Origin of the sequence: Flavobacterium sp. 2, from assembly GCF_049949195.1 — a bacterium.
Taxonomy (GTDB): Bacteria; Bacteroidota; Bacteroidia; order Flavobacteriales; family Flavobacteriaceae; genus Flavobacterium.
Map to the genome: position 1 here is coordinate 2,832,441 of NZ_CP188206.1, position 21,736 is coordinate 2,854,176.

The window sequence follows — 21,736 nt, forward strand, 5'->3', positions numbered from 1 at the left end:
CTCTCGCAGATTAGGCAGATCTATTTTGATCTTTTATCTAAATAGTCTAAAATCTTGCTTCTTTGTTCTATTTTCTATAATCTATATTCTATTTCAAAACAGGCCATAAATCAGCATCCCATTTCATTTCTTTTACTACTAATCTTGGTGTTCCGTTCGTTTTCTTTTCATAAGCGTGATAAAAAATGTAATCTTTTCCATCAAATGTATAAGCACTGTTATGTCCTACTCCAAAATAATTTTCATCGCCTTGAACTACGATGGTTCCACCGCCTTCGGTTAATAATTTTCCATCTTTATCAACATAAGGTCCGGTTACGTTTTTTGATCTTCCAACCACAACCTTATAGGTGCTTTTTTCTCCGCGACAGCATAAATCCCAAGAAAGAAATTGATAGTAATATCCGTTTTTCTTAAAAATAAATGGAGCTTCAAGTGCGCCGTCACCCGGATCAGAATCAGCTAATTCAAAAGTTCTTTTTCGTTTTGAGATCGTGTGCCATTCTTGAGGCTGGGCGATCGATTTTAGATCGGGATTTAATTTTACCATTTTCAAGCCTTCCCAAAAAGAACCAAATGAAAGCCAAGGCGTATTGTTTTCATCAAAAACCAAATTCGGATCAATGGCGTTCCACATGTCACGATTAGGCTGTGATTGAATTACAATTCCCTGATCGACCCATTTGTAATTTTTATCAGATGGATCTAAAGTCGTATTTGTAGCGACTCCAATTGCCGAAGTATTTTTGGCGAAAGCCGAAACCGAATAATACAGATAATATACATTGTTGTGCAATGAAATATCTGGTGCCCAAATATGATTTTTGAAATCGGCGGCAACACCATCTGCCCAAACCGGTTTTTCTTTGAAAACCGGTGGCTGTTTGTCCCATTTTTTTAAATCTTTTGAACTAAAGACACTAATTCCGTTTCCGGTACAATATAAATAATAAGTGTCTTTCTGTTTAATCACAACCGGATCGTGAACAACAATGTCTTGTGCAATTACTGCTGATCCGGTTAGAATAAATAGGAGTGATAATATTGATTTTATTTTGGTGTACACTTCCATGATTATTTTTTATTTTACAATTCTTATTTGAGAAATTTTAGACGTTTTTTTGCCGTCTTTAGACATAATTTTCAAATTAATAATTTGAGTATTGTCTAATTTGAATTGAATTATCTTATCTTTTTTTGTGACAATTGCAGCAGGTTTTTCATTAATAAAAACATCAAGGTTATCCGTTTTAAAGTCTCCTAAAAAACTAATTTCAATAAATTTGCCTTCTAGATTTTTATTAACCATTTGATAGGAAATATAAGAGCTGGTATTTCTCCAAAAACCATCTTCCTCATAACCCGATTCACTTTTTTCTCCTTTATAATGGTGATCTACTTCAGGCTGTTGTTCTCCACAATTTATTTTATCGACCGTGTTAGCTTCAATAGCCATCGCTTCGATTTCCTGTTGTTTTAACAATGCTTGTTTTTCTTTGTAATCTTCTGGTTTATAGGTTTGAAAATAAATTTGATAACGGGCATCGTGTATTTCAAAGAAGGGTTGTAATTCTAATGAATCTAACTTAAAGCGCATATTACCTAAATCTTTAAGTTTTGAAACATAACTTCCCTCTTCTCCTACTAGTGCATAAGCTTTGTCTAACGAAACATATTTTCCTTGAGCAACATGTCCCATTCGGCTATCATCGGCAAACAAACCATCTAAATTTTCAGTAGAGGTTTTAGCCGCTAATACAATAGGACCATTTACAAATGCGGCCCAATTGGAGCCATCGGGCAACTTTTCCAAATGAGTTGAAGTCTGGAATGTAATAGTTATTTTATCTCCTGATTTCCATTTTCTTGCCAGACTAACATAGTTGGCTGGTTTGGTATCTGTTTTTTGCAATTTTCCGTTAACTAAAATTTCGAAATTCGTTGCCCATTTTGGATAACGAATATTCAAAACAAAAGATTTAGGATTTTTAAGTTTTAGAACAATCTCAGTATTATTTTCATAAGGAAATTTTGTAGTTTGCTCTAATTCTATTCCTTTTTCCTTCCAATTTAAAGTGGATGGAATAAAAAGATTTACAAAAATATCATGCTCTGAATGGCTATAAATTAATTCTCCATATTTAGAATGATTTTCAAGTCCCGTCCCAACGCAACACCACATGCTGGTTTCTGGCTGCGAGTATACACGATAATGATTTGGTCGAATTGGAGTAAAATACACAAAACCACCTTTATTAGGCTCTTGGCTAGAAAGAATGTGATTGTAAAGTGTACGCTCATAAAAATCAAGGTAACTCACATCGTTTTTGTCTAAAAACAACGCTTTACTTAAACGTTCCATATTGTAGGAATTACACGTTTCCGGGCCTTGATTTGATTTTAGCATGCCGCTAAAATCATTTATAGGATTGAAATGTTCAGCAACGCTATTTCCTCCAAAAGCGACAGTTCTTTTTTCGGTGACATTTTTCCAAAAAAACTGCGCGGCATCGGACCATTGTTTATTATCCGATAGCTTTCCAATTTTCTCAAAACCAATAACTTTTGGTATTTGTGTATTAGCATGTAAACCCGTTAGTTTGTCTTCCTTTTTAATTAATGGATCGAGAATGGCTTTTTGCGAAAGCTTTTCAGCCGTTTCAAGATATTTTTTGTTTTTTGTGATGCTATATAAATCAGCAAAAGATTCGTTTATACCACCATGTTCTGTTTTTAAGATTCTTTGAATTTGCTCATCAGAAAGAGGTCGGATCAATTCGATAAACCAATCTCCTAATTTTATTACAATTTCTTTTGCCTTTTCATTACCCGTATAATTGTAGGCATCAATTAAACCTGCAAAAAGTTTATGAATATTATAGATTGGAACCCAGGTATTATTTAAACCAAAACCACTACCATCTATATCTCCTTTATGAATTCTATCCCAAAAGACTTTTCCTTCAGGAATACCTCCAACATAACCAGTTCCGTCCTTTTGCTGGCAACGATCCAATTCAGAAATCATATAATCCAAACGTTCTTTAATTTCTTTATTTCCCGTAGAAGCATACATCATTGATAATGCTGCTAAATAATGACCTCCTATATGTCCATCAAGACCTATATTTTCCCAGTTGCCATATCTATCCGCTTTTGTAGCTAAGCCGGCAGCTATCAAATAAGGTGCTAGTAGTCGATCTGGATTTAGGTCTAATAAATATTTAAGATCAACATTTTGAGCATTTTTGAAAGGACCACTAGTTAGTTTTATCTCTTGCAATTTAAATTCCTGCATCTGCGCGATTGAAGGAATAGTAATTAAGAGAGTTGCGATTAAATAAAATGATTTAATCGTTATTTTTTTCAAACTCACTTTCATATAGGAGAAAACCATGTGTTTAAAATATAATTGTTAAAATGTTTGTGTTTTTTCTCAACCTTTTCTTGATTATTCTGTAATTCCTTCAGACGTCATAACTACTCTTTTCATTGTTCCATCTTTGTTATAAAATAATTTATCAACGCAAACCGATCTTCTAAAACTTCCTCCATGCGGAATTGATGCTCCATTGTGATAAATAAAATACGATTGTCCTTTAAAATCAATTATCGATTGATGATTCGTATTGCTGTTTCCAGCCAATTCATTTAAAATTCCTTTAAATTCCCACGGACCTTTTATTGATTTGCTCATGGCGTAGGCAATTTTTTCTGGAAATTCGTATGCGTATGACAAATAATACCAGTCTTTGTGTTTGTGAATCCAAGGTGCTTCTGTATAATTTGGAAGTTTTATATGATGAATTTCTCCATCTATTTCCGTCATATTCTCTTTTAATTTTGCATAATGGCAGGCAGTATTTCCCCAAAACAAATACGCTTGTCCATCAGTATCGATATAAACCGTCGGATCGATATCATCCCAGCTTATATCGGTATATTTAGTCATGTCATTTGTAATTAAGGCTTTTCCTAACGCATCTTTAAAAGGTCCGATTGGACTATCTGAAACTGCAACACCAATTGCTTTTCCAGGAATTGTTCCGTGTTCAACCGTTACAAACCAATAAAATTTCCCATTTCTTTCAATTACCTGCGAAGCCCAAGCATCACTTTTTGCCCATTTAAAATCAGTTACTTTTAACGGTACCGGATACGATTCCCATTTTTTCATATCTGAAGAAGAATAAACAACCCATTCATTCATCTTATAAAAATTAAAATCGTTTGGCGCTTCATCATGACCGGCGTATAAATACACTTTGTCTTTGTAAACCAATGCTGCCGGGTCGCCTGTGTATTGATCTTTTATAATTGGATTATTGAATTTTGAAGGATCAACTTGAGCAATCGTTTTGCACGAAATAATTAATGATAAAATGGATAAGCTTTTAAGTAAATTCTTCATTCTGTATTTTTTTTGCCACAGATTACAGGATTAAATTGATTTTTTTTAATCTTTTTAATTCTGTAATCTGTGGCTTATTTCTAATTTATCTTTTTACCCCAAACCGGCAAACCGGCAGCGGTGTATCCAGAATAACTCAAAGTCACTTTTCTGGTTGCTAGTTCCCAATCCCAAGCATCGGATACATTACATTTTACTCCGTTTACCGTCAAGATTTTTTTAGTGCTGTCATACGACCAAGTTCCTGTTGCGTCACCACTTACTTTTTTATCGGCTGTCAAATAAATTGTTCCTGCTTTTTGCATGGTTTTGTATTGGTAATTCATTGTGATTTGTTCCCAAGTTCCAATGAAACTTGCCTCTGTAATTGTTGTTGCTGGAACTCCTGCGTAACGTTCAGCTTCTACAACCGGCCAACCATCTTCTGTCCATTGAATGACGCGAACGTGTCCCATCATTACCGCATTTGAAACTGCAATTCCGGCAACACCTTCAGGCAAACGCGCCTGAGAAGCGTAATACCATTGTTTTCTATCTGGATTTTGAAAAACGGCACAATGCGAAAATCCAACCCAGCCTGTATGATTTTTAAATTGGTATGGATGCGTTACCATTGGATAACATTCTGATCCAGTTGTGATACTGCTTCCGCTGATAGTTAAATATGGACCTAAAATACTTTTTGAACGTGCAACACGCGTATTGTAAGCAACCGACAATTCATCATATGCTAAGAACAAATAATAATATTGTGTATCTGGATTGTAGATAATTTCAGGGCCTTCAAGCGCTTGCCAGCGATTTGTACTGACGTTTCCGCGTCCTGCAATTCGTACTCCGTAATCGTCAATGGTTTTTAATTTAGAGGGTTTTCCTGTTGCTGGATCCAGTTTTAAAGCTGCAATTCCAGAATGCCAAGAACCATAAATTAAATACTGATCGCCTTCTGGGGTCTGAATAAAACTCGGGTCGATGGCGTTGAATTTAAAATAAGCATCCCAATCGTTTCCTCCATTTCGAACGTAACTTTTTACGCCATCTGGTTCAGAGCAAACTACCATTCCTTTATCAACCCAATTATTTGAAGCCAAATCATCTGTTTCGGCTAAACCAATAAAAGCGCGTTCTGACCAAGATGTATTAGTATCTGTTCCTGTAATTGGATTCGTAACGACAATGCTGTAATACATTCTGAATTTGTTTCCCACTTTTCGAACGCAAGGCGCCCAATATCCGTAACTCGGATTGGTAATTGGAGGAAGCGCCGGATTCATTCTTGCTCTTTTATTGTTCAAAGAATCTTTTACCCAACCAGGAGCTGTAGTCATTGAAGATCCCATGAACTCCCAATTGATTAAATCTTTTGATCTTCTGTAGAAAAAATGTCCGTTGCCTTCGTGTGCATTTCCGTAAGAAGCATCAGTTTGGTACATATAATAATATTCTCCAGATTTTTCTACCGATGGATCGTGCACGTTGGCTAAATTCCATTGCGATCTGTTTCCCCAACTTGAAATTGAAGTATAATTATCAGCATAAGTTGGCCCCGGAAAAGCTGGTGTAACCACTGGCGGATCGACCACTACCGGCGGATCTGGAGTTACTGGTGTATCTGGACTGTCGCTTGAACAGCCAAATACCAATAACGCACCTAAAAACATTCCTATATACGGCATTATTTTTAGAATGGAATTTGATTTTTTCATGTTTTTATATTTTTATTTTCCTTCTAAAACAACAACTGAGAAAGGAGGAATTGTGATTTCAAGTTTTCCTTTTTTGTTTTCGAAACCTTTAAAAACTGTTGGAACAATTTTGTTTGGTGTATCGAATGAATTGTAATCTTGTAATTTAGCCGATGTTAAAACTATTCCTGTGAAGTTTTTAACGCCAAGTTCGTTTACATCAATTTCTATTTTGTTTTTGTTTTTTGCATCAACATTTACTAAAGAAATATGAACTGCACCATTTTTATCTTTTGATGCTGCTGCAGAAACGGCAGGAAGTGTTTCTCCGTTAAAAGTATAATTTGGCGAAGTAAAACTTACCGGCAATAATTTTGCGTCTTGATGCACGCTGTACATTTTCATTACATGGTACGTTGGCGTTGTGATCATTTTTGCTTTGTCAGTTAAAATTACCGCTTGTAAAACGTTTACGCATTGTGCTAAGTTTGCCATTTTAACTCTGTCAGCATGGTTGTTGAAAATATTCAATGTTGAACCAGCTAAAACTGCGTCACGCATTGTATTTTGCTGATATAAAAACCCTGGATTTGTCCCTTTTTCAACTTCGTACCAACCTCCCCATTCGTCTACAATCATGGCAACTTTTTTCTGTGGATCGTATTTATCCATAATAGCGGCATGTTTGGTAACAAGTTCTTCCATTTTTAAAGCCGATTTCATTGTTTTGAAATAACCTTCTTCTGTAAAATCTCTGTCATCACCTTTTTTAGCCCATTCAATTACAGCGTAATGGTGAACACCAAGTCCGCCTAACATATTATTTGGAATGTTTTTCATTAAAACTTCTGTCCAATTATAATCGGCACTGTTTGAACCTGACGCAATACGCGTTAATCCACCAGTATTTTCCCAATCCGACATGAATGTTGCAAATTTTCTGTATTCTCCAGCATAATATTCTGCTGTCATATTTCCTCCGCATCCCCAAGCTTCATTTCCAATTCCCCAGAATTTAACTTTCCAAGGTTCTTTTCTTCCATTTTTTACACGCAAATCGCTCATCGGACTTTTGCCTCCAAAATTGGTGTACTGAACCCAATCCGCTAATTCCTGAACGGTTCCGCTTCCAACATTTCCTGACAAATAAGGTTCAGCTCCAAGAAGTTCACACATATTTAGGAAATCGTGAGTTCCAAAACTGTTGTCTTCTGTTACACCGCCCCACCATTTGTTTACAATAGTTGGTCTTTGTTCTTGTGGGCCAATTCCATCTTTCCAATGGTACGTATCGGCGAAACATCCGCCAGGCCATCTTAAATTCGGAATTTTTAAATCTTTTAAAGCAGCGATAATGTCATTTCTAACTCCTTTTGTATTTGGTATTTTTGAAGTATCTCCAACAAAAAATCCGCCGTAAATACAACGTCCTAAGTGTTCAGCAAAATGTCCGTAAATGTTTTTGTTGATTACCGGAGCATCAGCATTATTTTTTATGGTTACAACTGTGGTTTGATTTTGGGCAAAACTAACCTGATTACAAAGGGTAATAAGAAATGTGATTAAAAGTGCTTTTTTCATAATGTTTTTATGTTATAATATCATGTGAAGATTTTTAAGCCTCCACATGATATTAGGTATTCTAACTAATTCAAATAAATATTAATAACTATCATTTTGTTTTGTTCCCGGATTGTTATCCATTTCTAACTGTGGAATTGGGAAATATTCTCTTCCTGGCGCATATGAATTAAACTCAACATCTCTTGTTTTTAACCAAGCTAGTTTTGTAGCATCCTGCAACCATCCCCAACGACGGATATCATCAAAACGGTGTCCTTCAAGAGGGAATTCCAAGAATCTTTCGTGTCCAATTTGATCTCTCATTTGAGCCTGATTCATTCCTGGTTTTGCTGTTGCTAAATCTGGCAAGTTCACTCTGTTTCTTACCATTTGAATATAAGTGTAAGCTCCAGGAGTATCTCCAGTTTCATTTAAAGTTTCAGCATACATTAATAAGATATCAGCATATCTTAACAAACGCTCGTTAATTCCTGATCTCCAATCGTACTCATCAGCAAATTGACCATCTGAATTTTGGTATTTTCTGCAGAAGATATCATTTAAATCGGCTGGACTTGTTGCATAAAAAGTAGCAAAATCTTTTCCGTACAATTGCATTCCGCCTGGTTTATTATAAAATATTGTCGCGTCTAAACGAGGATCTACAGCATTCGTTTTTGTTTTTTCCTGCTGATATTCATTAAATAATGTCCATGAAGGCTGAACGTCTGTCCATCCAAAAGCTCTTGGTGCATAAGTAATCGCACGAGCAGAAGTTTTTCCCCAACCTGAAGCAGGTGCACCGCCCCAGCCTAAATCAACTCCACCTGCATCTCTGCTGAATTGCACTTCAAAAAGAGATTCAGAATTGTTTTCATTTGCAGTAGTAAAATTATCTCTGTAGTTTGAAACTAATGAGTAAACTCCTAAATCAATTACTTGTTTGAAAGTTGTTTTTGCATTTGCAAAATCTTTAGTAAACAAATAGGCTTTTCCTAAATATCCTAAGGCAGCTCCTTTTGTTGCGCGTCCTTTTTGCCCTTTATCTATTCCTGTAATGGCGTCATAAGATGTTGGAAGCAATTCGGCAGCAGCTTTAAAATCAGCAATAACCTGAGCCCATCCTTCTGCTTCTGTTTTTTGTGGCGTGTATAATTTAATTTCTGTTGGAATTGGAACATTTTTAAACATGTTTACCGCATGAAATAAATACAATCCTCTTAAAAAATAAGCTTGTCCTAAAATTCTATTTTTAAGTGCTGCATCTTCGAATTGTATCTCTGGAACATTAGTCAAAACTTGATTGGCACGGTAAATTCCCTGATAATAGGTTTCAAAAGCCCATCCATAAATTGCAGGATCTGTTGGGTTTGAGTTGAAACGACCTACATTGTACATCGCTCCCCAAGGGCTATTACTGCGCGTATCATCACCTTTTAAATCTAAAAGCAATGGCGTGCTTCTCATATAAGTTCCATCTGTAAGCAAACTTCCGTAAGCGGCATTTACTCCTTCGATTGCATCTTGATCTGTTTTCCAAAATGAACCTGCAGTTTCAACGTTAGGATCCACTTGGTTCAAGTCTTCATTATCAACGCAACTTGTGGTTACAAGCGCCAGTGAAAAGAAAACTGTTATATAATTAAATACTTTATATTTCATTTTAATTCGTTTTTAATGGTTAGGATAGATTAAAAAGTTACTTCAACACCCAAAGAAATTGTTCTTGGATTTGGGAATGATCCAGCATCATATCCTCTAGAAAATAATCCGTCATTGTAATTAAAATCTGGATCGTAACCTTTGTATTTGCTAATGATCCATAAGTTTTGACCATTTACATATACTTTCGCTCTTTGAATAAACAAATCTTTTGGCATTGGAATTGAATATCCAATTTCCAATGTCTGCAATTTGATATAATCACCACTTTCAATAAATCTGTCAGAATCTCTTGCATTTCCGTTTGGATCTCCAATAATTGGACGAGGAACATTTGTATTTGTATTTGTTGGCGTCCAGTAGTTCAATGCGTCCACACTATGATTTCCATATTGCTCTGTCATTAAATTACGATACAATCCGTTGAATACTTTGTTTCCTCCTGAACCTTGCCAGAACATTGAGAAATCCCAATTTTTATAATTTGCACCAAAATTGATTCCGTAGCTGTATTTCGGAATTGTAACTCCCATAAACTTTCTATCAGCATCTGTAATCTGGCCGTCACCATTTAAATCAGCAAATTTTAAATCTCCCACACCTGCATTCGTCTGAGTTGGTGATGAAGCTAAATCAGCTGCATTTTGGAAAATTCCAGCCACTTGATACGTATAAAGTTCTCCGATAGATCTTCCAACCTCTGTTTTTGAAGCGGCTCCATAAATTGGATTTCCGTCAAGACCAATTTGTAAAACCTCATTTTTCAAGGTTCCTAAGTTTGCCGAAATATTGTATTTAAACTCGTGGTGATTGTTGTTGTACGTTGCTGTAAACTCAAAACCACTATTTTTAACTGCACCTGCATTTGTTGTAATACTTGCTGGGAATGCTCCAGTCGAATATGGCAATGGAACTCCAATCAATAAATCTGTTGATTTTTTCTGATAGTATTCAGCTGTAATCTGCAAATCATTGTCTAAGAATCCAAGTTCAACAGCAACGTTTGAAGTAGCTGTTTTTTCCCAGTGAACATTTGGGTCAATAGCACTTACAACCGTAGTTCCAGGCGCTAAAGTATTATTGAAATCATATCCTGCAAAAGCATTGATTGTTGGCGAATACGCATAAACTCCAAGTGTATTGTTTCCTAATTCCCCGTAACCTCCTCTTAATTTGATTGTGTTAAACCAATCTGGCAAATGGATGAATTTTTCGTTGCTTAATTTCCACGCTCCTGAGAAAGAGTAGAAATTTGCCGTATTATTGTCTTCACTGAAAAGTGACGTTTTATCTTGTCTGAAGTTTCCTGTAATGAAATAACGATCATCATAAGAATAGTTCAAACGACTTAAGTATGAAATATTTGTAAGCGTATTTTTGTATTCACCAGCGCTTGTAGCATCAGCGTATTGAATTTGGCTGATTTCGCCTGGCGTATATCCAACACCTCTTGACCAATGTCTGTAGTAATCATTTCTTTCTTGAATCCATCCGCCTAAAGCATCGATTTTGTGTTTGTCTAAAGTAATTTCGTAAGTCAATAAGTTGTTTACGAAAGTTCTTTGTTGATTTCCGTTATCAACATCTAAAGAAGCTTCATCATTTGTTGTAATATAATACCATCCTAAATCACTAGGCGGAATGAATTTTCTGTTTTGAAAATCCAATCTGTCATAACTTAAATCTAATTTATATTTTAAGCCTTTAATGATTTCCAATTCTCCCCAAAGATCCCCAATAAAACGGCTTCTTTGTCCATTATTCGTAATCAGATTATTGTAACCAATAACGTTCATAGAGATTGCTCTCTGAGTTAAATTGTCAGTTCCACCATAACCACCAAGTCTTTTTGAATCGTAAACTGGCATTGTTGGAACGGCTCCTAATAAATCAACAATTGCAGATTCTCCTCCATTGTATTCATTAAAGTTTTCTTTACCAGATTTTGTATATCCAATTTTTGAACCGTATTTGAATTTTCCTTTTTTACCATATAAATTCAAATTCATAGAATATCTCTCGTAATCCTGAGGCGAATTCAAATAACTTGTATTTTTGAAATAATCTGTATTTAAGTTGTAGCCCAACGTTTCAGCTCCTCCGCTAAAAGTAAGCGAGTGATTTTGAACAAGACCTGTCTTAAAAGCTTCTTTTTGCCAATTTGTATCTACATTTTTAATGTATGAAGGACTGTTTGGATCATTTCCTGGTGCAATTCCTAATCCAGCATTTTGTTCAGCAGCCGAAGTGATTTTTTGATACCCTACACGATCTGTTACATCCCATGTTTTAGCTACATTCTGAAAACCTACAAGCGATTTGTATTTAATGTCCAGTTTGCCTGACTTACCTTTTTTAGTCGTAATAATTACAACCCCATTTGCTCCCTGAACACCATAAATAGCCGCAGCAGATGCATCTTTTAAAACCTGCATCGATTCAATATCTCCTGGTGCAAAATCATTTGGGTTCGATACAATCATTCCGTCAATAACAAAAAGAGGATTGTTATTTGTGAATGAATTGATACCTCTAATTTTAACATTCACAAATCCTCCAGGCTCTCCAGATGATTGCACAGTTACACCGGCAACTTGCCCCTGAAGCATTTTTGCAGGATCATACGTTACGGTTTTTTTAGCCGCTTCCATATCAACTACACCAATTGAACCGGTAAGATCCGCTTTCTTTTGTGTACCGTAACCTACAACTACTACTTCATTAAGTTTATTTGTGTCTTCTCCTAATGCTAGATCAATTTTTGATTGACTTCCTACAGTGATTTCTTGGTTTTGAAATCCTATAAATGAAAAAACTAAAACATCACCTTGAGATGCTTTAATCGAATACTCTCCATCAAAACCTGTTGTTGTAACGGTTTTGGTTCCTTTTATCATAATATTCACACCCGGCAATGGTAATTTGTCCTGAGCCGAGGTAACAACTCCGCTAATCGCTTTGCCTTGAGCCGACATTTGATTAGCAGAGAATAATAGCATCATTAATGCTAAAAGCCATTCTTTTTTTGGCAACAAAAAGTTGCAATAAAAAAATAATCGTTGGTTTGTTATCATAAGGTTTAATTAAGTTGGTTAGTGTATAATTATAAGTGTTAATTTTACATTTGTAAATTTAACTAAAAAAAAACCTCATAAACAAATTAATATGGCAAAAAAAACGCTGAAAAAAAATGCATATCATAAATTAAGTGTAAAATACACATTAATAAATTGATGTTTTTTTCAAAAAAAAGACCTTTTTAAAGAGTTATTTGTGTAAAATCTACACTTTTTATCAAAAAGCCACTTTTTAATCAAAAAAACGACTTCTGAAAAAAATTTATAAATAGGCTGTTTTAGAATAATTTGCGGTTTAAAAAATATTTTATTTGTAAAAAAAATCTTGTTTATGAAGTTTAATTTTCTGCAAGAATTGCTTCGAATATTAAAAAAACGGCTTATTTTTGTTCCGAAAACGTTTGAAAATGATAAAATAAGCTTCTATTTGCTGTTTTATTATGATTTGTTTTAACTTCTATTTTTGATAATTTTTGGTTTTAAGTGTAAAATCTACATTAATAAATTATGAAACGTATTAGGAAGTTTATATATTTACCACAAAATATAGATTTATGCTAAACAGTTATAGCTCTGCTGATAAAGCGTTATTAGCGGTAGATTGTATCATTTTTGGTTTCGACAATCAGGGTTTAAAAATACTTTTGATCAAAAGGGACTTTGAGCCAGAAAAGGGCAAATGGTCTTTGATTGGGGGGTTTTTAAAGCGTGATGAAGTACTGGATAATGCCGCGACAAGAATTTTAAATACATACACAGGTTTAAACGATATTTATATGGAGCAGCTTTATGCCTACTCTGAAATTGATCGTGATCCTGTTGAAAGAACCATTTCGGTTTCCTATTATGCTTTGATTAATATCGAAAATCATAATGCTGAATTGATTAAAAATTATCATGCGCAATGGTTTAGTATTACCGATGCACCAAATCTGATTTTTGACCACAACGAAATGGTTGAACATGCCATTAGAAGACTTCGATACAGAACTTCAATAAAACCAATCGGATTTGAATTGCTTCCTGAGAAATTCACAATGCGTCAATTATTGGAATTGTATGAAGCTATTTTGAGCAAAGAATTAGACAAACGAAACTTTATAAGCAAAATCAATTCTTTAGAAATCCTGAATAAACTAGATGAAAAAGATATGGGATCTTCTCGAAAAGGTTCTTACCTCTATACTTTCAATAAAGAAAAATATGAAGAAAAGTTACTTAACGATTTTGTGCTGAATTTATAAATGATTGGCCCGCAGATCGAGCGGATCAAACTGATTTACACAGATTATTTTTTATATTTTTAAAAAAACAAAACCCTGAAAGCCACAAACTTTCAGGGTTTTTACTTCAATAAAACTACTATTAAAAAACTAAACAAATTTTCCTTTTAAAAATTATCTCTCGCAGATCTGGCAGATTTAAGGGATTTTTTTCTGCTGAATCCGCTAAATCTGCGGGAAACATTTTTTCACAAATCAATCCGTTTTCATCCGCTTGATCCGTAAAATCCGTGGTCTAAAAATTTTTAGCTATTTCCTTTTTGGTAATCTGCTAAAAATTGTGCTAAACCAATATCTGTCAACGGATGTTTCAACAAACCTTCAATTGCGCTTAACGGCCCTGTAATAACATCTGATCCAATTTTTGCACAATTGATAATGTGCATTACATTTCGAACTGAAGCCGCAAGAATTTGAGTTTCATATCCAAAATTGTCATAAATCAATCTGATTTCTTCAATCAAATTCATCCCGTCAGTCGAAACATCATCCAAACGCCCGATAAAAGGAGACACATAAGTTGCTCCAGCTTTTGCGGCCAATAACGCCTGACCTGAAGAAAATACTAAAGTGCAATTCGTTCTGATTCCTTTATTTGCAAAATATCGGATTGCTTTTACACCATCTTTTATCATCGGGATTTTAACTACAATCTGAGGATGCAACGCTGCTAATTTTTCGCCTTCGGCAATCATTCCTTCAAAATCCGTCGAAATTACTTCGGCACTTACATCGCCTTCTACCAATTCGCAAATTTTTATGTAATGATCTAAAATATTCTGCGCTCCTGTAATTCCTTCCTTTGCCATTAATGACGGATTTGTGGTTACACCATCTAAAACCCCTAAATCATTGGCTTCTTTAATATCTTTTAAATTTGCTGTATCTATAAAAAATTTCATTTGTCTTTTTTTTGATTGGTTATAATGTTTTCTGCGCCCTTATTTTTATTAGAAAATCCGGAATTTCAAATAAAAAAATTGGCCTTAAAATGTTTCTTTTTACAGAATTTCGAAAGAAAATCATTCTGTCAAAACGAAATAAATAATAAGTGTAAAATTTACATTTACAAATGTATGCAAAATAATTCCACAAAAACAAAAAAATTGTTTCCTTATTTTTTTAATTAAAAAGATGCTGATTTATCAAACAAAAAGAAATTTGTTTGATATATAATTCACAAGTAGAAGAAAATAATATTTTAAAAAGATTAGAGCGAATTACGCATAATCAAAGACGATTTGTTCTCGATTTGTTCTTTTTTTCCTTTCAAAACCATTTCGGCCAAAATTTTTCCCATGGTTTCAAAGTGAGTCGAAATTGTCGTGATTCCGTTTGCCACGATTTTTTTTAATCGTGTTTCGTTATAAGAAATTATTCCGAAATCAATTCCTAGTTTCAAATTCTGATTTCTTGCATTTTCAATTACATGAACCAATTCACGATCAGTTGGAATAATATAAACATCGCCAATATTGATTTTTCGATCTGTAAATTCGTTTATAATTTCATATTCAAAATTGTATTCGGAACAAAAAGCCTCAAAACCCAATTTCATACCGAGCGGCTCTCTAAATCCGGGAAAAATTAAAATCAGTTTTTTGTAGTTTTTCAATCTTCCTTTTGCGTTATACAAACCTTCAAAAATATCTTTCTCGTGATTTTGATAAATAGCAGGATACGCTTTCAAATCGGGATTAGTTTGATCCAGTATGATAACTTCGTTTACTGGTAGGGTTTTTAACGAAGCCGCCGTATCAAGCAAATTTGTTGGCATGATAATATATTTTGTGTAATTGCCATTACTGTCATTTATGAGCTTTTGAAAAACCTGAATATTGAAATGATGAAAGAAAATATCGACCTGAACATTTTTTCCGATATTTTTTAAAAACGAATTATAAATGTCTTCCTTGAAAATATTCAATTCATCAAAAAGCAAAAAAACCTTCTGTTTTATAGTGGTTTCAACGCTTTTAACATAATAACCTTTGCCAGGAATGGCGTAAATAATTCCTCTTTTTTTCAATTCGTCATAGGCTAATAAAACCGTATCGCGTGACAATGAAAAAGCCAGACAAACCTTATTGACCGACGGAAGACGATCGCCTTTCACCAATTTTTCTTCGTCAATAGCCTTTTCAATTGAAAGAATTATCTGCTTATATTTTGGCAAGCCAATGTTATTCTGGATAGAAATAATATTCATGGAAATTGAAATTTTGGCGCAATATACGAAAAACTGGTAGGTACTGGTATGCAAAAGCAGAAAATGTTTCTAATTTTGAATTTCACTTTTGTCAAAAATACCATGGAAATAAAACATATATCGCATTTTCAAGATTCATCTGCTTTCAAATCGTTTGGTTTAACCCTTGATAACGAAGAAATTCTCTCTTTTGAATTGTCAAATAAAAACGAAATGAAAGTACAGTTGATCAATTACGGAGCGACTGTTACTTCTCTGCAAATTCCTGTTAATGGAAAACTGGTTGATGTGGTTTTAGGTTTTGATACATTAGAATCCTATATCGCTTCATACAATTTGCCAAGTGCTCCATATTTCGGAACAACTGTGGGGCGTTATGCAGGAAGAATCAATAAAGGTGTTTTCACATTAAATGGAAAAACATTTCAATTGGCAGGAAATAATAATGGAAATGCTTTACATGGCGGAAATGTTGGTTTTGGAAAAAAAGCGTGGAATGTAACTGATATAACTTCTGGTGAAAATCCATCAATTACTTTTAGTCTTTTAAGTGAAGATTTGGACCAAAATTATCCGGGTGCTTTGCACGTTGATTTAAAATATACGTTGACAGAAGCAAACGAACTTCTGTTGGAATACAAAGCAACAACTACTGAAGATACAGTAATTAATTTAACGCATCACAGTTATTTTAATTTGAATGGTCACGATTCGACTGTTTTGGATCAGGAAATGACAATTGTTTCGGATAAATTTTTAGAAACAGATTCAGATAATATTCCGACAGGAAAATTCACAGCCGTTTCTGGTCATAATTTTGATTTCAGAACAGCCAAAAACTGTCCGGCGTCAATTGACAATTCATTTGTAATTGAACCTTCAAATGAAGTTGTAGCGACATTATACAGTACGAAAACGAAATTGAAAATGAGTGTTTACACCGATCAGCCAAGTGTGCATATATATGTAGGCGGAAATTGTTTTGACACTTTGAAAGGAAAAGAAAATGCAAATTATCATCCGTCAAGCGGAATTTGTTTTGAAACGCAAAATTTTCCAGATGCACCAAATCAAGAACATTTTCCAAATTCTGTTTTGAAAAAAGGAGAAGAATATCATCAAAAAACAATTTACAAATTTGAAAATGTAATTTAAGATTTATGAAGAAGATCAAATTATTATTAAGCCTTTTTGCTATTGCTGTTTTCGCTTCATGCACGACAACAAAAGACAGTAAGGAAACAAAACCTCAAGAAAATGGTTTTGCAAAAGGAGCCGATGTTGGCTGGTTGCCTCAAATGGAAGCAACGGGTTATAAATTTTATGACACTGACGGAAAAGAAAAAGATTGTCTGCAATTATTGAAAGACAGAGGAATCAACACGATTCGTTTGCGCGTTTGGGTAAATCCGAATAATGATAAAGCAAGCGGACATTGCAGTCCGGAAGAAACAGTGGTTATGGCAGTTCGTGCTCAAAAAATGGGAATGCGTATTATGATCGATTTTCATTACAGCGATTCATGGGCAGATCCTGGCAAACAAAATAAACCTGCCGCTTGGGCAAAACATTCTTTTGCTGAACTTTTGAATGATGTTTACAATCACACTTTCGATGTTTTGACTTTGTTGAAAAAAGCCGGCGTAACTCCAGAATGGGTTCAGGTTGGAAATGAAATTCCGGGTGGAATGCTTTGGCCGGAAGGAAGTTCAGACAATTTTGGACAATTGGCACAATTACTTAATAAAGGATACGATGCGACAAAAGCAATCGATTCAAAAATAAAAGTAGTCGTGCATCTAGACGAAGGAAATAAAAGCGAAAAATTCAGATGGTTTTTTGACAAAGCAACTACTAATAACGTGAAATACGATGTAATTGGAATGTCATATTATCCATACTGGATCAAAACCGATTACAAAAGCACCATTTTAGATTTAGAAAACAATCTGAAAGATATGGCTTCGCGTTACAATAAAGAAGTGATGGTAGTTGAAGTTGGTGGTGATTATACTGAGGTACAAAACACAAAAGAAATGCTTGAAGCTACTATAAAAGCAGTAAAAAGTGTTCCGAATAACAAAGGTTTAGGCGTAATTTATTGGGAACCGGAAGGCGAAAAAAGCTGGAGCGGTTATCAATTAAGTGCTTGGCTTTCTGACGGAAAACCTTCGCCGGCATTGGATGCTTTTAAGAATTAAGTAATTCAATACAATTAAATTTAACACAACATATATTGTAGAGACGCACCGCAGTGCGTCTACGCAACGAATATCCACAATACTTTAGACGCACTGCAGTGCGCCTCTACGAAATATTGGAACCATAATAAAAGTAAAAATGAAATTAATTTTTAAATCCATATTCTTCTTATTTCTACTTAATTTTTCTTTCGGAAAAATTCAGGCGCAGTCACGCACAAAAGTAAATTTTGGTGCCGACTGGGAATTTAAAAGAGAAGAAACTCCAGCTCAGGATTGGGAAAAAGTAACGATTCCGCATACTGCAAGATTAGAGAAATTAGTTGTAATTAAACAATTTCAGGGAACATCTTGGTATCAGAAAAAATTCAAAACTAGTATTTCAAAAGATCAAAAAGCCTTTATTTATTTTGAAGGCGTAATGCAGGAAGCTGATGTTTGGATCAACGACAAAAAAGTAACCAATCACAAAGGCGGATATTTGCCTTTTACGGTTGATGTTACGTCGTATTTGAATACCAACAATGAAAACACAATTAAAGTAAAAGTCAACAACGAAGACAATCCGGATTTCTTGCCTGGGAAACCAATTAAGGATTTGGACTTTAATTATTATGGTGGAATTTATAGAAATGTATATTTTGTTACCACTTCAAAATTATATATTACAGATGCTGTAAATGCTAATAAAGTGGCGAGCGGCGGTCTTTATGTAAACTTCAAAAACATTACAAAAACCGAAGCTTCGGGAACGGTTCAGGTGCATTTGCAAAATGATTTTGAAGCGGAACAAAAAGCGTTTTTAAAATTTATTTTAACAGATAATAAAGGCAAAAAAACCGAAATCAAATCGGATAGTTTTTCGGTTAAACCGAATGCTGATTTTGTCTTGACTCAAAATATTTCGGTTGCAACTCCAAAATTATGGTCAATTCATAATCCGAATTTGTACAAATTAGAAGTTCAGATTATTTCGAATAATAAAGTTGTTGATTCTTATTCAGAAAAAATCGGAATCAGAAAATCAGAAATAAAAGCTGATGGCTATTATTTGAATGACGAAAAAATCTACATCACCGGAACAAACGAACATCAGGAATATCCATATTTAGGTTACGCCATTTCTGATGAAGCACAATATCGTGATGCGGTAAAAATCAAAAATGCCGGTTTTGATTTTGTACGTATGTCACATTATCCGCACGCCGAAGCTTTCTTAAATGCTTGCGACGAATTGGGAATTTTGGTTATGAACAGCTTAACAGGCTGGCAGTTTTTTGGTGGAGAACAATTCCAAAAAAGTGCATATCAGGACATTCGCGATATGACAAGAAGAGATAGAAATCATCCGAGTATTATTTTTTGGGAAGCTTCATTAAACGAAACCAATATGTCGCCAGAATTCATGAAAGAAGCGACAAAAACCTTAAAAGAAGAATTGCCTTTTAACCATAATTACAGCGCAAGTTGGATCGACAACGACAATTACGACATCTTTATTCCGGCGCGCCAACACGCAAAAGCGCCAGATTATTGGACAAAATACAACAAAGGAAACCGTAAAATTTTCATTGCCGAATATGGCGATTGGGAATATTATGCTCAAAATGCAGGTTTCAACCAAACTGAATTTGCGAATTTAAAAGAAGAAGAAAGAACATCAAGACAATTACGCGGCGCTGGAGAAAAAAGACTTTTACAGCAAGCTTATAATTTTCAGGAAGCTTCAAATTCAAACCGAAGAGGAGCCTCAACAATTGGAGAAGCAAACTGGGTTATGTTTGATTACAATCGCGGTTACAGCCCAGATTTAGAAAGTTCTGGAATCAGCGATATTTTCAGAATCCCGAAATTCGCTTATTATTTTTATCAAAGTCAGCGCGATGCCAATGTGGTTTTGGATAAAAAATTATTTTCTGAACCAATGGTTAATATTGCCAACTTCTGGACTCCAGAATCACCATTAAATGTTACTGTTTACAGCAATTGCGATGAAGTGGCTTTATATGTAAATGATATTTTAATTTCTAAGCAAAAACCAACTGTAAACAACAACAGCGACAAATTGGAACATGCACCGTTTATTTTCAAAGTAACAGCATTTCAAGCAGGAACTTTGCGTGCTGAAGGATTCATCAAAGGAAAAAAAGTGGCTTCAAACAGTGTAAAAACCCCAGGAAAAACTTCGAAAATTGAATTGAGTTATGATCTTTCTTCGGTAAAAATAAATCCTGATTCTCCAGATATGGTTTTCGTTTACGCTAAAATTACTGATGAAAACGGAACAGTAATTCCAACAGCAACGAACGAAGTTACTTTTACTTTAAGCGAAGGAAATGCAGAAATCATTGGTCAAAATCCTGTTCAGGCTGAAGCCGGAATTGCAACCATAATTCTGAAAACAAAAGACCTTAAAAAGAAAATTGTGCTAAAAGCAATATCAAATAATTTACAAGAAAACACTATTACAATTACTAAATAATGAATGAGATTTTAATTCAAAACACCACAGCATTTTTTGAGAAAACTTTCGGGTCTGCTCCTCAAAAAATTGTACTTTCTCCAGGAAGAATCAACATCATTGGAGAACATATTGATTATAACGACGGTTATGTTTTGCCAGCCGCAATTGACAAAGTAATTTGTTTTGCTTTTGAGAAAAACAACACCCAAAAATCTAAAGTAATCGCTATCGATTTAAATGAAGAATTTGAAATCGATTTGACTCAAAAAATCGAATTGAATGATGCCGTTTGGACAAATTATATTCGTGGCGTAATCAAACAACTTCAGGATAACGGTTTTGCTTTTGAAGGTTTCAACTGTGTTTTCAGTAGTAATATTCCAGTTGGATCTGGATTATCTTCTTCGGCAGCTTTAGAATGCGGAATGATTTTCGGAATAGCAGCACTTTTCGACTTAAAAATTGAAAAGAAAGACATAGCATTATTAGGACAAAAAGCAGAACACTGGGTTGGAATCAACTGTGGAATTATGGATCAGTTTTCAAGCGTTCATGGACTTGACAACAAAGTAATTAAATTAGATTGCAACACTTTGGAATTTGAATATCACAATGCTGATTTCAAAGATTATTCTTTGATTTTAATGGACAGCAACGTGAAACATTCTCTTTTCACTTCAGAATATAATACGAGAAGAATTGAGTGCGAGCAAGGTTTAGCGATTATCAAAAATCATTTTCCTGAAGTAAAAACTTTTAGAGACTGTAAAGAAGAACAGCTTTTGAGCATTCAGGATAAATTTGATCCAACTGTTTTTAAAAGAGTTCATTTTGTTGTAAAAGAAATTAACCGAGTAATCAAAGCATGTGAGGCGCTTGACAAAGGAAATATAGAACTTTTAGGACAATTGCTTTTTGAAACGCATTACGGTTTATCACAAGAATATGCAGTAAGCTGCGAAGAATTGGATATGCTTGTAGATACTGCAAAAGCTGATGATGCGATAATTGGTTCTCGTTTAATGGGTGGCGGTTTTGGTGGCTGTACGATAAATTTAATTAAAAAAGGATATGAAAATGAGGTAAAACGTAAGTTTTCAAATCTTTATTTAGATACATTTGGAATTGAATTAAAATTCTATGATGTAAAAATATCAAACGGAACACAACTACTTTAATAC

14 protein-coding genes are annotated in these 21,736 nt (G+C 34.4%); 5 read left to right on the forward strand and 9 right to left on the reverse strand.

What is annotated here, in order from left to right:
- Positions 1 to 88 precede the first annotated feature (88 nt).
- The 7 genes from ACNFIH_RS12160 to ACNFIH_RS12190 form a co-directional block, all read right to left on the reverse strand.
- Positions 89 to 1,072, reverse strand: coding sequence for an arabinan endo-1,5-alpha-L-arabinosidase (locus tag ACNFIH_RS12160; RefSeq protein WP_426483353.1), 984 nt, complete (start codon positions 1,070 to 1,072; stop codon positions 89 to 91).
- A gap of 9 nt (positions 1,073 to 1,081) precedes the next feature.
- Positions 1,082 to 3,397 carry a beta-L-arabinofuranosidase domain-containing protein gene (locus tag ACNFIH_RS12165; protein WP_426483354.1) on the reverse strand — a complete coding sequence of 772 codons (2,316 nt, stop codon included), beginning with the start codon at positions 3,395 to 3,397 and terminating at the stop codon, positions 1,082 to 1,084.
- Positions 3,398 to 3,451: 54 nt separating this feature from the next.
- Entirely contained in the window at positions 3,452 to 4,411 is a 960-nt protein-coding gene (locus ACNFIH_RS12170; RefSeq protein WP_426483355.1) for a glycoside hydrolase family 43 protein, read from the reverse strand.
- An 80-nt stretch (positions 4,412 to 4,491) separates the two neighbouring features.
- A complete protein-coding gene (locus ACNFIH_RS12175; protein ID WP_426483356.1) occupies positions 4,492 to 6,117 on the reverse strand; it encodes an arabinan endo-1,5-alpha-L-arabinosidase in 1,626 nt (541 codons plus the stop codon).
- Positions 6,118 to 6,129: 12 nt separating this feature from the next.
- Positions 6,130 to 7,677: an alpha-N-arabinofuranosidase gene (locus ACNFIH_RS12180; protein WP_426483357.1), complete on the reverse strand. Its 1,548-nt coding sequence runs from the start codon at positions 7,675 to 7,677 to the stop codon at positions 6,130 to 6,132.
- Between the two features lie 81 nt (positions 7,678 to 7,758).
- Complete coding sequence (locus ACNFIH_RS12185) at positions 7,759 to 9,321, reverse strand: RagB/SusD family nutrient uptake outer membrane protein (RefSeq protein WP_426483358.1); 1,563 nt, start codon at positions 9,319 to 9,321, stop codon at positions 7,759 to 7,761.
- A 29-nt stretch (positions 9,322 to 9,350) separates the two neighbouring features.
- Positions 9,351 to 12,395, reverse strand: coding sequence for a SusC/RagA family TonB-linked outer membrane protein (locus tag ACNFIH_RS12190; protein ID WP_426483359.1), 3,045 nt, complete (start codon positions 12,393 to 12,395; stop codon positions 9,351 to 9,353).
- A 557-nt stretch (positions 12,396 to 12,952) separates the two neighbouring features.
- On the opposite strand from ACNFIH_RS12190, the gene ACNFIH_RS12195 reads away from it, so the two are divergent.
- Positions 12,953 to 13,642: an NUDIX hydrolase gene (locus ACNFIH_RS12195; protein WP_035646480.1), complete on the forward strand. Its 690-nt coding sequence runs from the start codon at positions 12,953 to 12,955 to the stop codon at positions 13,640 to 13,642.
- 284 nt (positions 13,643 to 13,926) lie between these two features.
- Here ACNFIH_RS12195 and fsa read toward each other — a convergent pair whose 3' ends face one another.
- Both fsa and ACNFIH_RS12205 read right to left on the reverse strand, forming a co-directional pair.
- On the reverse strand, positions 13,927 to 14,583 hold the full coding sequence (gene fsa, locus ACNFIH_RS12200; RefSeq protein WP_035646483.1) for a fructose-6-phosphate aldolase: 657 nt from the start codon (positions 14,581 to 14,583) through the stop codon (positions 13,927 to 13,929).
- 308 nt (positions 14,584 to 14,891) lie between these two features.
- Positions 14,892 to 15,890, reverse strand: coding sequence for a GntR family transcriptional regulator (locus ACNFIH_RS12205; RefSeq protein ID WP_426483360.1), 999 nt, complete (start codon positions 15,888 to 15,890; stop codon positions 14,892 to 14,894).
- A gap of 102 nt (positions 15,891 to 15,992) precedes the next feature.
- Between ACNFIH_RS12205 and ACNFIH_RS12210 the strand changes: the two genes are divergently transcribed.
- The 4 genes from ACNFIH_RS12210 to galK all read left to right on the forward strand — a co-directional run bounded on the left by ACNFIH_RS12210 (position 15,993) and on the right by galK (position 21,733).
- On the forward strand, positions 15,993 to 17,045 hold the full coding sequence (locus ACNFIH_RS12210) for an aldose epimerase family protein (protein ID WP_426483361.1): 1,053 nt from the start codon (positions 15,993 to 15,995) through the stop codon (positions 17,043 to 17,045).
- A 5-nt stretch (positions 17,046 to 17,050) separates the two neighbouring features.
- The gene (locus ACNFIH_RS12215) at positions 17,051 to 18,091 is read left to right on the forward strand and encodes a glycoside hydrolase family 53 protein (RefSeq protein ID WP_426483362.1); all 1,041 of its coding nucleotides are present in this window, start codon (positions 17,051 to 17,053) and stop codon (positions 18,089 to 18,091) included.
- A gap of 139 nt (positions 18,092 to 18,230) precedes the next feature.
- On the forward strand, positions 18,231 to 20,573 hold the full coding sequence (locus ACNFIH_RS12220) for a glycoside hydrolase family 2 protein (protein ID WP_426483363.1): 2,343 nt from the start codon (positions 18,231 to 18,233) through the stop codon (positions 20,571 to 20,573).
- Positions 20,573 to 21,733, forward strand: coding sequence for a galactokinase (gene galK, locus ACNFIH_RS12225; RefSeq protein WP_426483364.1), 1,161 nt, complete (start codon positions 20,573 to 20,575; stop codon positions 21,731 to 21,733). The genes ACNFIH_RS12220 and galK overlap by 1 nt, the downstream gene beginning before the upstream one ends.
- Positions 21,734 to 21,736: the final 3 nt, after the last annotated feature.

Bases quoted from the DNA above. Each gene is read 5' to 3' on its own strand.
- ACNFIH_RS12165 (WP_426483354.1), bottom strand. From the start codon at position 3,397: ATGGTTTTCTCCTATATGAAAGTGAGTTTGAAAAAAATAACGATTAAA.
- ACNFIH_RS12180 (WP_426483357.1), bottom strand. From the start codon at position 7,677: ATGAAAAAAGCACTTTTAATCACATTTCTTATTACCCTTTGTAATCAG.
- fsa (WP_035646483.1), bottom strand. From the start codon at position 14,583: ATGAAATTTTTTATAGATACAGCAAATTTAAAAGATATTAAAGAAGCC.
- ACNFIH_RS12170 (WP_426483355.1), bottom strand. From the start codon at position 4,411: ATGAAGAATTTACTTAAAAGCTTATCCATTTTATCATTAATTATTTCG.
- ACNFIH_RS12210 (WP_426483361.1), top strand. From the start codon at position 15,993: ATGGAAATAAAACATATATCGCATTTTCAAGATTCATCTGCTTTCAAA.
- ACNFIH_RS12205 (WP_426483360.1), bottom strand. From the start codon at position 15,890: ATGAATATTATTTCTATCCAGAATAACATTGGCTTGCCAAAATATAAG.
- ACNFIH_RS12175 (WP_426483356.1), bottom strand. From the start codon at position 6,117: ATGAAAAAATCAAATTCCATTCTAAAAATAATGCCGTATATAGGAATG.
- ACNFIH_RS12220 (WP_426483363.1), top strand. From the start codon at position 18,231: ATGAAATTAATTTTTAAATCCATATTCTTCTTATTTCTACTTAATTTT.
- ACNFIH_RS12185 (WP_426483358.1), bottom strand. From the start codon at position 9,321: ATGAAATATAAAGTATTTAATTATATAACAGTTTTCTTTTCACTGGCG.
- ACNFIH_RS12195 (WP_035646480.1), top strand. From the start codon at position 12,953: ATGCTAAACAGTTATAGCTCTGCTGATAAAGCGTTATTAGCGGTAGAT.
- ACNFIH_RS12190 (WP_426483359.1), bottom strand. From the start codon at position 12,395: ATGATAACAAACCAACGATTATTTTTTTATTGCAACTTTTTGTTGCCA.
- ACNFIH_RS12160 (WP_426483353.1), bottom strand. From the start codon at position 1,072: ATGGAAGTGTACACCAAAATAAAATCAATATTATCACTCCTATTTATT.
- galK (WP_426483364.1), top strand. From the start codon at position 20,573: ATGAATGAGATTTTAATTCAAAACACCACAGCATTTTTTGAGAAAACT.
- ACNFIH_RS12215 (WP_426483362.1), top strand. From the start codon at position 17,051: ATGAAGAAGATCAAATTATTATTAAGCCTTTTTGCTATTGCTGTTTTC.